This is a genomic window from Bacteroides difficilis (assembly GCF_048319815.1).
GTDB classification, from domain to species: domain Bacteria; phylum Bacteroidota; class Bacteroidia; order Bacteroidales; family Bacteroidaceae; genus Bacteroides; species Bacteroides zhangwenhongii.
In genome coordinates, this window is the sequence record NZ_CP182814.1 from 1,014,514 (window position 1) to 1,031,965 (window position 17,452).

The 17,452-nt window shown below is 46.9% G+C and carries 8 protein-coding genes and 1 tRNA gene; 8 read left to right on the plus strand and 1 reads right to left on the minus strand.

Features of this window, described 5'->3' with window-relative positions; translation table 11 throughout:
• Nucleotide 1: 1 nt before the first annotated feature.
• From ACNOGP_RS03900 to bglX, 8 genes are all read left to right on the plus strand, one after another.
• Nucleotides 2-1,681: a glucoamylase family protein gene (locus ACNOGP_RS03900; protein WP_418214116.1), complete on the plus strand. Its 1,680-nt coding sequence runs from the start codon at nt 2-4 to the stop codon at nt 1,679-1,681.
• A complete protein-coding gene (locus tag ACNOGP_RS03905) occupies nt 1,678-3,132 on the plus strand; it encodes a sulfatase (protein ID WP_418214117.1) in 1,455 nt (484 codons plus the stop codon). The genes ACNOGP_RS03900 and ACNOGP_RS03905 overlap by 4 nt, the downstream gene beginning before the upstream one ends.
• A gap of 24 nt (nt 3,133-3,156) precedes the next feature.
• The gene (locus ACNOGP_RS03910; RefSeq protein ID WP_418214118.1) at nt 3,157-4,995 is read left to right on the plus strand and encodes a hypothetical protein; all 1,839 of its coding nucleotides are present in this window, start codon (nt 3,157-3,159) and stop codon (nt 4,993-4,995) included.
• A gap of 415 nt (nt 4,996-5,410) precedes the next feature.
• Nucleotides 5,411-8,245 (plus strand): hypothetical protein, encoded by a 2,835-nt coding sequence (locus ACNOGP_RS03915; protein ID WP_186966247.1) that lies wholly within the window; start codon nt 5,411-5,413, stop codon nt 8,243-8,245.
• 212 nt (nt 8,246-8,457) lie between these two features.
• On the plus strand, nt 8,458-10,020 hold the full coding sequence (locus ACNOGP_RS03920; RefSeq protein WP_195534251.1) for a sulfatase: 1,563 nt from the start codon (nt 8,458-8,460) through the stop codon (nt 10,018-10,020).
• A 36-nt stretch (nt 10,021-10,056) separates the two neighbouring features.
• Complete coding sequence (locus ACNOGP_RS03925; protein WP_418214119.1) at nt 10,057-13,080, plus strand: SusC/RagA family TonB-linked outer membrane protein; 3,024 nt, start codon at nt 10,057-10,059, stop codon at nt 13,078-13,080.
• Nucleotides 13,081-13,099: 19 nt separating this feature from the next.
• Nucleotides 13,100-14,875 (plus strand): RagB/SusD family nutrient uptake outer membrane protein, encoded by a 1,776-nt coding sequence (locus ACNOGP_RS03930; RefSeq protein ID WP_418214120.1) that lies wholly within the window; start codon nt 13,100-13,102, stop codon nt 14,873-14,875.
• 5 nt (nt 14,876-14,880) lie between these two features.
• Nucleotides 14,881-17,121 carry a beta-glucosidase BglX gene (gene bglX, locus ACNOGP_RS03935; protein ID WP_418214121.1) on the plus strand — a complete coding sequence of 747 codons (2,241 nt, stop codon included), beginning with the start codon at nt 14,881-14,883 and terminating at the stop codon, nt 17,119-17,121.
• A 251-nt stretch (nt 17,122-17,372) separates the two neighbouring features.
• Here the strand turns inward: bglX and ACNOGP_RS03940 are convergent.
• Nucleotides 17,373-17,443 (minus strand) — tRNA-Gln (locus ACNOGP_RS03940).
• Nucleotides 17,444-17,452 lie beyond the last annotated feature (9 nt).

Here is a 17,452-nt window from a genome sequence, read left to right on the forward strand (position 1 = left end):
AATGATGAGCCACCAACCGATACTTTGCCTTCTCCTGACAGCCGTCACCGTCTTGTCCAGCTGTTTGGACGAGCAGGATTTCCATTCACCGGAACAACCGGAGACACCGTCTGTCCCCACCGTTCCGGAAGGGAACTACTTTGCCGATTCGCTGGAATATACTCCTGAGAAGCAAAGGCAGACGTTGACCGATATACAGCGGGGATACTTCCGCTTCTTCTACGAGAACTGTCAGGCAGACAGTAAAATGGCGCTGATAGGGACGGAACGCTCCATAAACACAGTGGCATTGGCAGGGTCGGCATATGCGGCAACCGCCATTCCCGTTGCCGTAGAACGTGGCTGGATCACCCGCAAGGAAGGAGCACAGCGTTTTCTGGATATGTGTACTTTCCTCAATAAGGCCGAACGCTATCACGGAGCATGGTCGCATTGGATAGACGGAAAGACAGGGACAGGCCTGCCTTTCAATCAGAAACAACAGTCGGCAGGCGATTTGGTGGAGACTTCTTTTATGATGATGGGACTATTCATCTGCTCCGAATACTTCAACTCGGAAGATGCAACGGAAACCGAAGCAAGGGCTTTTGTCAGCAAGTTCCACAACGAAATAGACTGGAACTTCTACACCAACGGAGAGAAGACGCTGTATTGGGCATGGGATAAGGACTTAGGCTTTGCTCCACTCAAGATAACCGGTCCTTGCGAAGCCTTGCCCGCTTACTTGCTCGCGCTTTCCGCTCCCGAAGAATATGCTGTTACGGAAGATGTGTATACCAACGGATGGCGGGGAAAGAAGTTCTTCAATGCAGGCCGTACCACCTACGGATATACGTTCGAGCTGGGCGGAGAAGAAAAAGGCGGCCCGCTCTTCACCACGCAGCATCCGTTCCTATGGATAAACCCTTTTTTATATCAGGATAACTATGCAGATTATTGGGAGTTCTGCACCAACCATGCGCTGATAAACCGCCATTATAGTCTGAACGACGCTCCGAAAGAGTATCTGTACGACGAATACAACTGGGGATTGAGCGCTTGCTACGGACCGGAGCCTTTAGGATACAAAGGCCGTGCCCCCGGAGAGAGCCGCGACGACGGTACGATTTGCACCACAGGAGCTATGGGAACAATTCCCGTCACTCCGTTCTATGCCCTGCAAGTCATTCGCTCGCTCTATGAAACGCCCCATCTACAAGGAACTTACGGCATTGCGGATGCCTACAACAGAAGTTTGGCTTGGGCAGACTCCCGATATTTATCCATTTCCGTAATGCCCGTCGTATCCGTCATCGAGAATTACCGCAGCGGATTGATATGGAAACTAGCCCTGCAAAGCGAACCTATCCGACAGGGGCTTGAAGCGGCCGGATTCAAGGCGGTGACTTATCCTGAAGGATTCTGCCAGAACCCTGTCAATCTCCAGACCGGAGCCGTCGATCTGACCGCTCATCCGGATACAGAGGATTACAACATACGATACTGGTCTGACGCAGCCTCAGCGGACATCTATTTTACAATCAACTGTGAAGAGAAAGTCCGCAAAGTCACTCCGGACGAGATAAAGCAGGGAATCAATGTGTTGCAACTCCCTTACGACCGATGGAGTAAGCGCGCATATAGCCTGGATATGTACAAAGACAATAAACGAATAGATACTTTAAACATTAATTTACGATGAAAACTTCATTCCTTCAAACGGGTATAAGCACGGCAGCCCTGTCTTTGAGCGCCGTAGCCGCCTTTGCCGCCGACGGCAGGCCGAACATACTCTATATCATGTCCGACGACCATTCTTTCCAGACCATCGGTGTATACGCCTCAGTACTGAAAGACTATGTGAAAACTCCCAATATCGACCGTATAGCCAACGAAGGAGTCAAGATGGAGAACTGCTTTGTCACCAATTCCATCAGCACTCCCAGCCGGGCGGCTATCCTGACGGGGCAATACAGTCATCACAACCAAGTATATACCCTCGCCGACGAACTTCCCGCCGGACATCCTTCTATGGCAAAGGAATTCCAAAAGAACGGTTATCAGACTGCCATCGTAGGCAAATGGCACATCGGCACACAGCCCGAAGGTTTCGACTTCTACAGTGTCATGCCCGGACAAGGCAAATACGAAAATCCCGGTTTTATGGAAAGCGGACTTCCTTTCGACGTGAAACACGCCGTACGCACCAAAGGTTACTGTACGGATGTCATCACGGACAAATGTATCGATTGGATGGAGCAAGCGGACAAGAACAAGCCTTTCTTCCTGATGTGCCACTTCAAAGCACCTCATACCCCATTCACTCCGGCAGAGAGACACAAAGACCTGTACAAAGGCGTTGTATTTCCCGAACCGGACAACCTGTATGAGAACCTCGACAGTCGTCCTATACTGAAGTCCGTACACAATAAGATTTCCGGAGGGCGGTTTGCCAACAAGGAACTTCCCAAAGAAGACAGAGTGAAAGACGCTTATCAAGAGTACATCCGCACCTATCTTTCCTGCATTGCCGGAATAGACGAGAATATAGGCCGCCTGCTCGATTATCTGGAAAAGAACGGACAACTGGACAACACCATCATCGTCTATACTTCCGATCAAGGCTTCTACATGGGTGAGCACGGGCTCGTAGACAAACGGTTGATGTACGAAGAGGCATTGCGTATGCCATTAGTAATCCGCTACCCGAAAAGAATACCGAAGCACACTACCTGTAAGACCTTCGTACAGAACATCGACTTTGCTCCGACGCTTCTCGAGTATGCAGGCATATCGACTCCCGACTATATGGACGGCAGAAGTTTCTCCGCTTCTCTAAACGGCAAGGAAGCTCCCGACGCAAGGAAGACAGCGTATTACCGTTATTGGATGAATTTCAAAGGTTACAACATCCCCGCCCACTACGGACTGCGCACCGACCGCTACAAACTGATTTATTTCTACGGAAAGTCATGCGGAACGAAAGGTTCTATCAACAAGCCCAATTTCCAGCCTGTATGGGAGTTCTACGACTTACAGAACGATCCCCACGAGATGACGGACCAATACAACAACAAGAAGTATCAGAAAGTGATAAACGAATTAAAAGAAACACTCCGAAAGACTCAAAACGAAATCGGAGACAAGCTATAATCAATAACCTATCAATTTACCATCATGAAAACTATCAATTTTATCCAATGTTCCATAGCATTGGCCACCACACTGTTTATCAGCAGCTGTTCCGACGATGATGATTCCGCACAGGGCGGCAGCAGCAATCAAGGAATAACCACCGTTGAGGCTATTATACCTGAACCTCTACTATGGAATGCCGACAATACCATCGCTTTATATGCAAAGAAAGCCGATTCCGAGAAGAATCTCTTCTATACCGAAGATTCGCAAGTGAGCGAGGCAACGTTTGAAGCGGTCAAAAAAGCGTTCCCCACACCGGAAGAGGGTGATTATATCCGTGCTTTCTATCCTGCAGGAAAAGCCAAAGAGAAAGCAAACGCAGCAAGTACTCCCCTACTCGCTCCCGGTACAGATCCGACCGATACCCAGAATGTTCTTACCCAGAAAGGGAATGCGACGAAAGAGCATTTATCAGCATTCTACTATATGTACGGTGTCAGCGCCTTCGAGAACGGTGCTATCAATACGATTGAATTCCAACCGCAAATGGCTATCCTGACATTAAAGATCACATTGCCCGCAGAGGTCATCCCGACAACTGTGGATATCAGCACCAATGGCAAGAATCTTATCAAATCGGTTAATTGTAACAATTATCCGGCTTCTGCCGCAGATTTTAAGTTTGTTACGAATGAGAGCACTAATAAGGTGACACTGAATCTGAAAGACTTCGAGGCTTTGCAGCAATTGGAAGCAAACGTACTCCTCTTTCCTGTCGATTTAAGCGGCAAGCAGTTAGCAATAGCGGTTACAGATGAAAGTGGCGAAGTCTATAATGGTACGCTCGAAGGTATTGCTTTAGAAAAAGGACAGCAGTATACGCTCGAAGTGACCGTAGCCAAAGAGGAAGAACCGGAGCCGGAACCGGATGAAGATTATACCAAGACAGGGGAAGGGACAGAAACAAGTCCCTGGATTATTACGAATGCTGCACAGTTACGGGCTATCAGTCGTGATTCAAAAGAAGGTGAAGCAGGTACGGTCTTTGCAGGTAAACATTTCAAATTGGATAATGATATTTCCCTCGATGAAGAAGACTGGGAGCCTATCAAAACTTTCTCCGGTGTATTTGATGGAAACGGAAAAACAATCAGTGGTATGAAGATTTCTACAATAACCGCATCAGGAGGTACCGGATTCTTCGCTTATACCCATAACGCCGAAATAAAGAATCTGACTATCGTAGGAAATATCAATATTACAACTACAGGGGCTGCTCAAACAGGAGGGTTAATAGGACAAAGCAATAATACGGTATTATCCGGAAATATCCGTTCAGAAGTTAACATTACCGTAACAAATACAGTAAACAATGATGTTAAAAACGGAGGAGTAATTGGTGAACTCACAAAAAGTTCTTCTGTTGCCAACTGTGATTTATCTTACAAAGGAGAACTGAAAGTAGAAAATCAAGGTACAAAGAATGCCCATGTAGGAGGAATTATCGGTGGAATGATGGCAGAGGCTAAAATGACCAATGCTAAATGTACAGTCGAAGCAGAATCTAACATCACCGCTAAATCCACTAATACAACAGGTGCAGTATGGCTCGGAGGGTTCTTAGGAAACTCTGCCCCTGCATTATTGACCGATAAGCTTCCCGTCAAAGACTCTAAAATGTTAGGAACATTATCAGCCAATGCCAACGGAGATGCAATCATCTGTTACGCAATCGGCTGGAGTAAAGATGCAGCTACCACCAAAGGCTTTAACGAGTCATTCAAAAACAACGCCAATTATAACTTGGAAGGTTCTACCGTCACCTCTGAAAAGGGTAAGGCATACAAGAACGGGGAAGAAGTCAGTAAGACAGAGTAGGTTTAGTTTCAGTAAACGGGGAGATTGTTCCCCGTCTACTAGTAACTAACTTCCGTTTTACTACTGCCAAACTTCCTTTCAATAGAACATAAACTTAGAATCCCGCACTAGTAATCTATAAACGCAAGTTACGTTTATAAAAACAAAGGCTTTGTTTATAAAAACAGAACTTTCATTTTTAAAAACGAAGCCTTCGTTTATAGATTATGTGCGGTAGAAAAGAAGTTTAGTTCCTATTGAAAGGAAGTTTGGCAGCAGTAGAGCGGAAGTTTATATACGGATGTTTACTCCCACAGATATGCAGATTCCGCCTAAAATAAGCCGACATATATTACAAATGTTTTCGCGCTCTACATTGCATCCTACCCAAAGTTTTGTATTTTTGTCGAGGAATCCCCTATATGATATTGGAACTATGAAATACATTTATGCGCTCATTATCGTATTATTAACCTCTGCCAACGCTCTGGCAGTCTCTATTCCATTCGTCAGAAACTTCACGAATAAGGAAGTGATGTGCCAGAATTGGGACATCGGACAAGACAGCAAAGGTATTATTTATGTAGCCAACCGTAACGGCCTGGTCTGTTACGACGGGAAAACATGGCAGACATACACCACCAACGAGAACCGAACCATCCGTTCCCTTTATATCTCTCCGGACGACCGTATCTATATCGGCAGCTACGAAGAGTTCGGTTACTTTGAAAGAAACGAATATGGCAAACTAGTCTACACTTCCATCTCCGGCTTGTTCCAACACAAGGAATTGAAGAACAAGGATATATGGAGTATCGAACAGGACGAAAACCTGATTTACTTCCAGTCTTTTGCCGGTTATTTCTCTTTCGATACCCAATCGAAGAAGATAGCTTTCTATCCGGTGAAAAACATGATGCAACGCCTTTATAAAGTCAATAACCAAATCTACGCGGTGATTCAGGACGAACTTTATCTGCTGGAGAAGAACAACCTTACCAAGTTGCCCACCTCCTCCGCCCCTTTCCAAAGCCCTGTCCGCAGTATATTGCCGTATGAAGGCAACCGTTTGCTCATCCAAACAGAAAATCAAGGATTCTGGATTTACGATCAAGGGAAATACATCCCGCAGTCGACCATCAACAAGACACCGGATATCATCGGCAATAACGAAGCTCTTTATGCGGAGAACGGCAATCTGCTGGCAGGAACGCGCAGTAACGGCCTGCTCTGTTTCACCCCGCAAGGTAACCTGCTTTACAAACTGGATCATCGGAACAAGTTGCAGCACAATACCGTCTTGTCACTCTTTAAAGACAAGGCCAACAATATCTGGATCGGACTGGAGAAGGGACTTTCACTCGCCTTTGTCAATGATTCTTTCTCTTTCCACTACCTGAAAGAACAAAGTATCGGCTCCATCTTTGATGCCGCTCTATGGAATGACTACCTCTACATCGCCTCCAATCAAGGTTTATGGCGAATAAAAGCAGGGGAATTCATGACTCAGGAACAGAATTTCTCGCCGGAAAAGATGAACTTGCCAAGCGGCTACGTACAGAAACTGCTCAAAACCGAAGAAGGACTTATCATCGGGCATAGCAAAGCGACCTACCTGCTGGATAGGCAAAACCGCCTGACCGAGATGTATCCCACAGGAGGAGCATTGGCGGGAACGGAGATTCATTACCCGCAACAGCGAAAAGGCTTCCTGTTGGGCAGTTATAATTCCATCAACCTTTATGATGTAGAACCGGATGGCGGCTACCTGTTCCGCCAGCGCCTTAACGACTTCAACGGTTATCCGCGATACATGGAGTTCGATAATAACGGAAACCTTTGGGTAGCGCATACACGCAAGGGAATATACAAGCTGAAAATGAACCGGAACCATACGGGCTTCACCGGAAACGAATTCATCTCCTGTATCGGAGACTCAAGCCGGACGCACATCGGTGTTTTCAATGTCGGCGGAAGAATCGTATTTACCAACGAAAAACAGTTCTACACGTATAATGACCTGTCGGACTCCATCGTTCCGTACGACCGGCTGAATACCCATCTGGAGTTCATAGCCCACACCAAGCAGATTGTGAAGGTGGACAACACTTACTACTGGTTCATCACCGATATGGGCGTGGCACTGGTCAATATGTCGGCTTCCGAAGCACCGGTCATAGAGAGAGTATTGCTGTTTGACAGTTACAATCTGCGGATGCACAAGGATTTCGAGAGTATCGTCCCCATCACACCGGAGCACTCCATCTTATGTGCGGAGAATGTGCTCGTGCTTATCCCCAACAAGCCGGAGGACAGCCGTCCGTCTCTCAATCAGGAAATGACTTTCAGCCATATCACCTCTTACAATATACTGAAAGACGAGACACGTAGCCTGCCCGTGCGCAACGGAGACACTCCGTGCCTGCTGACTTCCGACTTTAACAGTCTGGACGTGCAGGTGGCTTATCCTGCCTATAATGAAGACATCTATTTTCAGTTCAAACTGGAAGAGAACGGTATCCAAAAGCATTGGCAGGAAAAGCAGAACACGCCTTCCATCAATATGCAACGGCTTCCGGCAGGCGACTATTGCCTGAAGTGCAGGGCTATCGACGAGAAAGGGATAGCTGTAGCCACCGCTTCTTTCGCTTTCCGTATCCTTCCGCCGTGGTATCTGAGTTCATGGGCCTATATCGGCTATTTCTGTCTGCTGGCAATCATCTTCGTTGCTATCTATGCAGGCGTACGCCGGAGAACGCTGCGCCAACAGCAACATATCATCAAAGAGCGCGAACAGCAAATCATTGAACTTGAAAACAAACGGCTCAATGACGAAATACAGTTCAAAGGCAAGGAACTGACGCAATCGACCATGACGATTATAGAGAACAACAAGATACTGCTCGCCATCAAGGAGGAGATAGAGAGCCATAAACGGATGTTGGGCAGCCAATATCCCAATAAATACTATCAGAAATTGATAGATATGATAGACAACGCCACCACAAAAGGCAAGGAATGGGACCTGTTTCTCTCTAATTTCGATCTGATTCATGAGCACTTCTTCAGGAATCTACGGCAACGTTTCCCCGAACTGACACCGAACGACCTGAAATTATGTGCCTTGCTACGCCTGAATATGAGTACCAAAGACATGGCGGATATGCTGAACATAGGAGTGCGCGCGGTGGAAACAGCCAGATACCGCCTCAGAAAAAAGATGGAACTGGATTCAAGCGTCGATCTGGTACAGTTTCTCATTGATATCTAAGCATACGGACTACTTTCATGTTTTATAAATAGGGTAATCACATATCATTAATTATCAACTGTTTAGCAAGTAGAAAAAGAGAAGTGAAGTAGTGATGTAGTAGCTGTTTTCCTAAGAAAAATCGGTCTGACGTAACCAAATGGCACTGCTTGTTTTTATACCTTGCCGAACAATTCTTTCCTTTGCATCACAACGAAAAATTAATGGAACTTATGAAAACAGTAGCCAAGAACAAACTATTATTAGGAGCAGTGATTCCCCTACTCCCACTTGCCGGCACTCATGCGCAAGACAAAGCGAAGGAGTCCGCTCCCAACATTCTCTTTATTATGTCGGACGACCATGCAGAGAAGGCCATCAGCGCATACGGCTCCGAATTCTCACGCCTGGCACCTACTCCGAACATTGACCGGATAGCCAACGAAGGCGCACTTTTCGAAGCCAATTATTGTTGCAATTCCCTGTCGGGTCCCAGCCGCGCTGCGGTAATGTCCGGAAAGCATAGCCATGCCAACGGATTTATGAGAAACGGAAACAAGTTCGACGGCTCGCAACTATTGGTACAGAAGATATTCCAGGCGAACGGTTATCAAACCGCTCTGATCGGTAAATGGCATTTGGTGACGAAGCCTACCGGATTTGATTATTGGACTATCCTGAACGATCAGGGAGAATACTACAACCCCGACTTCATCACCGAGAACGATACGGTACGCATAGACGGATACGTGACGGACATTATCACCGAAAAGACCATAGACTGGCTGGAGCACCGCGACCGGAACAAGCCTTTCTTTATGATGATGAACCACAAAGCCGTGCACCGCAACTGGTGGCCTGCCGAACGTCATTATCATCTTTATGACAATGTGGACTTCCCCGTGCCCGCCAACTACTTCGACGACTACGAAGGACGTAAAGCGGCACAGAAACAGAAAATGAATATCTACCGTGATATGTACGAAGGGCACGACCTGAAAATGAACGTAGCCAAAGGTAGCGATTCGCTGCGTTTCGATCCGTGGAAGCACTTGAACCGTCGTATGACACCCGAACAATGGAAACGTTTCAACGATAACTATCGTGAGAAGAACAACTCTCTATGGGAACGCGATTTACAAGGCAAAGACCTCGCTCTCTGGAAGTATCAACGGTATGCGCGCGAATATATGGCAACCATCGCTTCCCTTGACGAAAGCATAGGCAAGACGCTCGATTATCTGAAGAAAGAGGGATTGCTCGACAATACAATCATTGTATATTGCAGCGATCAAGGCTTCTACGTCGGCGAACATGGCTGGTTTGACAAGCGGTTTATGTACGAGGAATCCATGAAAATGCCGATGATGATGCGCTTCCCTCCGAAAATCAAAGCGGGCACGCATATCACCAAACTGACACAGAATATAGACTTCGCTCCCACTTTCCTGGAAATGTGCGGTATTGATGTCCCGAAAGAGATGCAGGGCGTATCATTCCTCCCGTTGCTGGAGGGCAAGAAAACTCCGGACTGGAGAAAGTACCTGTACTACCACTTCTATGAATTCCCCGGTTTCCACAGTGTTCACAAGCATTACGGAGTAAAGGGAGAGCGCTATAAACTGATGTATTTCTATCAGGATAAGGAATGGGAACTCTACGATCTGAAAAATGACCCGATGGAAATGCACAATATCTACGGTCGGAAAGGAACGGAGAAAATAACGGCGGAGCTGAAAAAGGAACTCACCAGACTGCAACAGCAGTACAAGGTTCCTCAGCGTTGCATGGAGTAATTATAATCACCTTAGTAGTCTTAAACTCAGAAAAATATGAAGAACAATATGTATTTCAGTCCAATGTATAGAACGCTGTTTACGATTTGCCTGCTTGTAATGGCAAGTCTGTTGCAAGCGCAGAATATTCAAATCAGTGGAGTGGTGCTCGACGAAGCGGGAGAACCGCTTCCCGGCGTATCCATCCAAGTGAAAGGAACCCAACGGGGCACTTCCTCCGGAGTAAATGGGGACTTCGCCATCAAAGCAGGTCCAAGAGCTACATTAGTTTTCTCTTTCATCGGTTATGAAAGACGGGAAATAGAGCTGAAAGGCCGGAGCAAACTCCGTGTACAACTGGAACCGGCAGTCAACCAACTGGAGCAGGTGGAAGTAGTGGTAGGCTACGGCTCGCAACGGAAAGAGGACCTGACAGGAGCAATCTCCACCCTTTCCGGCAAAGAGCTGAGCGAAATACCGACTGTCAATCTGCTTGACGCTATCGGAAGCAAGATTCCCGGAATGGAAGTATTAGGCACTTCCGAGCCGGGTGCAACGGCTTCTGTCCGTATACGCGGTGTAGGTTCGTACAATGATTCCGAACCTATCTGTGTTGTAGACGGGCAGTTCATGACATTGGACGAACTGAATGCCATCAATACGAACGATATCTTATCTATCACGGTATTGAAAGACGCTTCGGCTACCGCTATCTACGGTTCGAGAGGAGCCAATGGAGTGATTCTCGCCACTACCCGGCAGGGTTCCGGTGAGCAAGGTGTCACCCGTGTGAACGCATCAGCCAGCTTCTCTCTGGCAGAGATGGAACGCTTGCTGCCACTCGCCAACACAAGCCAATACCAGCAGATACGCAACTTGGAGTATCTGGCGGATAATTATCAGAACGCGGACGCTATCAACTCCATTCCTTATCCGGATTGGGAGACGGCAGGCGCAGGTACCGATTGGCAGGATCTCGCCAACCGCACGGCATTGACGGGCAATTATCAGTTTAGCGTATCGGGCAGCACAAAGAAAGCCAACTTCTATGCCGGATTGGGTTATCTGCATCAGGAGGGTGTAATAGAATATACTGATTACAAACGCCTGAATGCCAAAGTCAACGCTTCTTATCAGCTCTACAAGAATCTGAAAATAGGGGTGAATATGATCTTTACCACAGACGATAAGGGAGGGGTGGACAACAACGTTTTCTCACTCACAGGAAAACGATTGCCGAATGCCCCCGTGTACAATCTGACAGGGGACAGTGATAGTGAGAACGACTTCAACGGAGGAGACAACAATCCGTATGCCCTGCTCTACTATACGCACGACCGCTACCGGAAAACGAACCGGTTCAACAGTAACTATTTTCTGGAATGGGATATCATCAAGCCGTTGAAATTCCGGACTGCTTTCTCTACAACTTATGCCAACGGGGAAGAGAAGATTTTCCTTCCGGCTTTCATGGAGAACGTGGAAGACTCCAATTCGCCTTACAAGATATCACGACTGACTCACAACAGTTTCAACAACAATTCATGGCAGTTGGAAAACACGCTGACATACAATCTGCACAAGAAAGACCATCGGCTGACAGTCATGGGCGGATTTACCATGCAATATTACCGCACACAGTATGCCAATCTGTTTGCTACCGGACTTCCGTGGGAAGCTTGGAAGAACCAGAACTTATGGTACGCAGGACAGGGAACAACCGTTACCGGTGAGGACGGTGGCTCGGAAAAGAGTTATGTGTCTTATCTCGGACGTATCACCTATACCTTGAAAGGGCGTTATAATGTTATAGCTACCGGACGTGTGGACGGTTCGTCCGCTTATCCCAAGGACAATCGCTACGGGTTCTTCCCGTCATTGGGACTGGGCTGGACGATGTCCGAAGAGAATTTCCTGAAAGGTACGCGATGGTTGGACAAGCTGAAACTCAGAGCGAGCTACGGAGTAGTCGGCAACGATAAAGGGGTGAGCAATGCGCAGACACTCTACGCCAACAGCGTGAATATCGTAACGGGACCTAATAATAGCATTTATTCTACGGACGCACTGCGATTGATGTACGACACTACCCTGTCGTGGGAAGAGATGAAATCTTTCAACCTGGGAATCGACTTCGCCGCTTTCCGCAATCTTCTCTCCGTATCGGTAGACTGGTTCCATAAAGAGACATCGAAGGTTATGATGCCGTTACTGATTCAGCCGTCGAAGTTTAACGTGACAAGTAATATCGGAACGGTAACCAACAAAGGATTCGAGTGGAATGTAGCCTATTCTCCTAAATTGGGAAAGGTAAACAGTATGTTCACTTTCACCGGTTCTACCGTCAAGAACAATGTGAAGAAAATCAACGATAATATCGGTGGTATCAGCAATGCCCCCAACCGTACAATGGAGGGCTATCCTATCGGCAGCTTCTGGGGATACAAAGCTGTCGGGGTCTTCCAGAATGACGAACAATTGGCAAGTCTGCCTCATATAAGCGGCACACGTGTGGGCGAACTGATATTTGAGGATGTGAACGGCGACAAAGTGATCGATACCAACGATTATGTTTATCTGGGTTCTTATATCCCGAAAGTACAGCTTGGGTTCAATGCAAGATTCTCCTACAAGGGGTTCACGCTTATAGTAGACCTCACCAGCGGACTGGGGCATAAGATTTATAACCGACGCACCCAGTACCGCCAGAATGAACAGAACTTCACAACCGATATGCTCGGTGCATGGCACGGTGAAGGTACATCTTATCATATCCCGCGTGTGTTTGTACGTGGAGACGCCTCATCTATGGACAGCAGCTATTTCATCGAGGACGGAGACTACCTGAGCATTGCCAATGTGCAGCTCTCCTATGCTTTCCCCCACAAGCTGCTGAGAAAGATTCGTATGAGGAACGCCCGCATTTTCCTGTCGGGAGCCAATTTACATACGTTCACCAAAGCAACGGGATATAAGACACATATCGGCGCTACGGGCAATGCCAACAGGGGCGGTATCGATAATTTCGGATTATACCCTGACAACCGTACATTTACAGTAGGTACTTCCTTTTCTTTCTAAACGATAAAAAACAAGAATCATGAAGAACAAAAGAATCATTATAACCACCGTGATGACCGGTCTGCTTGCCGGATTCTTATCCTCCTGTATGGATAACTTTCTGGATAAACCGGCACATAATATGACTCCCTCCGTATCGCTGAACGATCCTATCAAACTCAGTTCGTCTGTTTACAGTGCCATACTCACATTAGGGGAAGGGCAAGGCGATGCTTTCAGTACTATGGGAGAAATCGCTTCGGATAATGCATTGAGGGGTTCCATACTCAGCGACGCCGGAGGAATCACACACAACCGCTTGTACAATCAGTTCCAGAACTTCTACGGAATCACTCCTTCTTCCACCAATTATATCAATGATATATGGACGGCAAGTTACAAGGGAATAGACCGCACAAATATCAATATACGCGCACTGGAAAGCTACTTTGACGAGTTCATGAACAAATATAAGAACGGGCTGATTGCCGAGAACAGAGTAGTGCGCGCTTTCTTCTATATGATGCTTGTCAATACGTTCGGAGAGGTGGTTATCCTGCCCGAAGAGGGAGACATCACTCCTGCCGAATATGCCCGGCTGACCAATGACAAGTCTGTGACACAGCTTTATGACTATATTGTGGAGGACTTGCGCCAAGCCGTGAAGTATATTCCCACCAAACAGGAATGGACGGAGCTTTACACTACCGACTGGCAAGGACGTGCTCATCTGGGAACAGCACAAGGCTTGCTGGCAAAGGCCTTATTATATCAGGCGGCCAACGAGATTTATTTCAATCATGATCAGGAGAAAGCGGACAAGTGCTATGAGGAGATTGTGGAAATAGTGAAAGCAATGGAAGAGGACTATCCGCTACATAATAACTTTGAAGAGATATTCCGCAGGGCAGGCAATTACTGCTCAGAGTCCTTGTTCGAGATAGGTACGGAGTCCACCTCTACCGGAGATACCCGCTTCGCCGGATGGCGGCCTTCCCAACCCCGATCATACAACGGATACGGACGTGTAGCCCCTACGCTGAATCTCATCAATCAGTATGAAACGGACGGTAGCACGGGAGAAATTATCGATACCCGTTACTTCGGAACCGTCCTGTTCGGGGTCACTAACCCGCTCAGCGGTATGAAACATCCCGAGAATAGCAGTCCGTTCCGAAAAATAAACGGTGACCAGATAAACGGGGTAGCCTTCAACAACAAGAACTTATTGGCTGCCGGATGGCCAAACCGTTATTCACGGAAAGCCGCACAGGAGAAACCGGTAGGAACAGGTGATACTCCGCAAACGAACTTAGGAGGATGTAACCTGAAGTTGCTCCGCATGGGAGAAGTGCTACTGATAGGAGCGGAAGCCGCTTATTATGCCGGTGAGGAGGGGCTTGCCGTAAAATGGCTGAACCTGGTACGACACCGGGCAAACCTGAAAGATTCTCCGTCAACATCGGGTACAGCTCTATTGGAACAGATATGGAAAGACAAACGCCTTGAGATAGCACTTGAATGGAGCAACCGTTACTATGAACTGGTACGCATAGATAAGTTGTATCCGGGCTATATGATGGCGGCTATGGATGCTAAAGTAAACGATGAGTTCAACGGAATAGAACAACATCTGGATAATATAAACGGGTGGGGAGCCATCAACAAACCGAATTTCCCGATTACCAAAGAGAATTTCAGAACGATGATTCCTCTTTGCAACAAACTGGAACTCCCGCGCAATTATACCATGCCTATTCCTACCACTGTGTTATCAGATATGCTGAATGTGAAACAAACCCAATATTACAGATAAGACTTATGAAACGAATTTTTTTGTATGTAGCTGCTTTTAGCTTATTAACGTTGTCGTCGTGCGGCAATCAGCGCACGACTGATAACTCCGATCAGATAATCGCCCACAAAGTAGATTCTCTTTTAAAGAAAATGACATTGGAAGAGAAGCTGGGGCAGATGATCATCTATCCCACCAAAGGTAATGTTACAGGTCCTACAGGCTCGATAGACAACATCGAGGCACTGATAAAGGAAGGAAAATGCGGGAATCTGTTCGGTGCTCTCAACGCTTCGGAAGCCCACAGACTGCAAAAACTGGCTATGGAGAATACCCGTATGAAAATTCCTTTGTTGCTGGGATGCGACGTTATCCACGGATATAAGACCATCTTCCCCGTCAATCTGGGTATCTCCGCTTCTTGGGATTTGGAAGAGATAGAGCGTTTTGCACGAGTATCTGCAGAGGAAGCTTCGTCCGTAGGATTGCACTGGACGTTCTCCCCGATGTGCGACATCAGCCGTGATCCCCGTTGGGGACGGGTGTCCGAAGGTTCGGGTGAGGATCCTTATCTCGGAGGTCTTATCGCAGCGGCGATGGTACGCGGATATCAAGGAGACGATTTGTCAAAAGACAACACCATTCTCTCTTGCGCAAAGCATTTCATTGCCTACGGTGCCGCGCAGGCAGGACGTGATTATCACACGGTGGACATCTCGGAACGGGAATTGCGGGATACTTATCTCCCACCCTTCAAAGCCGCCATTGACGCCGGAGCCGCTACCGTGATGAGCGCGTTCAATGAATACGACGGAGTGCCTTGCACCGCCAACAGCTTTCTGATGCGCGATCTTTTAAGAAAAGAGATGGGATTCAAAGGTTTTGTCGTTTCGGATTATACGGCTGTGAAAGAATTGATTGCGCACGGTGTTGCCGGCAATGACGAAGAGGCTGCTTCTTTGGGCATGAACGCCGGAGTGAATATGTGCATGGTGGATAATCTTTATCTTTTCCATGGCGAGAAACTGGTAAAGGAAGGGGTTGTACGTGAAGAGACGGTCAACGAATTATGTGCGGAGATTCTGACGATGAAGTATAGACTGGGACTATTCGACGATCCTTACCGTTACGGCAGTGAAGAGAAAGAAAAGAGCACTATATTCAATGACAGCAATCTATTGGCCGCCAAAGAACTGGCAAAAAAGTCAATGGTATTATTGCAGAACAACAATAACGTACTTCCCGTAAAGGAAGGAAAGAAGATTGCGCTCATCGGTCCTTTTGCCAACCACAAACGGGAAATGCTGGGTTCATGGGTACTGGCTCCGGAACCGAAACGTACAGTTACGTTCCTGGAAGGTCTGGAAGAGAGATATGGAAAACAGAATATCTACTTTGCTCCCGGTTGCCGGATACATGAAGAGATTCCCGATGGCTTCAAAAATGCGGTGGCACAAGCACAAAAGGCGGATGTAATCTTCTACACAATGGGATTGTCGCAAAAGGAAAGCGGTGAAGCAGCCAGCATGACTTCGCTCAAATTGCCGGAAGTACAGATGCAACTGCTTGAGAAACTGAAATCAACAGGAAAGCCCATCGTTGTTCTGCTTGTTGTGGCACGTCCCATCGAGTTGAAAGAGGTGACGGAAAAGGTATCCTCTCTCCTACTCACATGGAATCCCGGTACAATGGCGGGAGCGGCATTGGGAGAAGTTGTCAGCGGTGACTACAACCCTTCCGGCAAACTGACACTGAGCTTCCCGCTGGCCACAGGACAAGTGCCTCTTTATTACAATATGAAGAATACAGGCCGTCCTATGGGCTTAAAATCTGTATCGAGCGAGAAATATAAGTCACGGTATATCGACTGTCCGAATGAGCCGCTTTATCCTTTCGGCTATGGTCTGAGTTACACTACATTTGAGTATTCGGATATCCAGCCCTCGTCCGTCATTGCGGAAGAAGGCGATACCCTTCAGTTCAGTGTCAATGTCACCAATACCGGAAATGTAGACGGCGAAGAAGTGGTACAGCTTTACATACGTGACATGAAGGGTAGCGTGACACGGCCGGTAAAGGAACTGAAAGGTTTTAAGAAAATCATGATTAAAGCCGGAGAAAGCCGGAAAGTCACTTTCAACCTTTCTCCCGAAGACCTCTCTTTCACACGTAAAGATATGACTTGGGGACAAGAAAAAGGTGAGTACAAACTATGGATAGGCGGAGACTCCAACGCAAACCTGGAAGCATCCTTCACTATTAAGTAACGCTCTTCATGAAAGGTGTATCAAAACACCTTTTCACCACAGATTACACAGATTCACACAGATTATAGATATTATTAAGGCAGATCTCCAAAGTTTTCAAACTGTGCCATTATAGCTTTTAATTATCAATACATTAAATTTAATCTGTGTGAATCTGTGTAATCTGTGGTGAAAAACTCGCTAAAGGCTACAAAAAACCCCGCAAAACATTTACTTTTGCGGGGCTTTGTATCTTCTAAACTGTTACTTTGTTGGACTACCAAGATTCGAACTTGGACAAACAGAACCAAAACCTGTTGTGCTACCATTACACCATAGTCCAAACTTATGC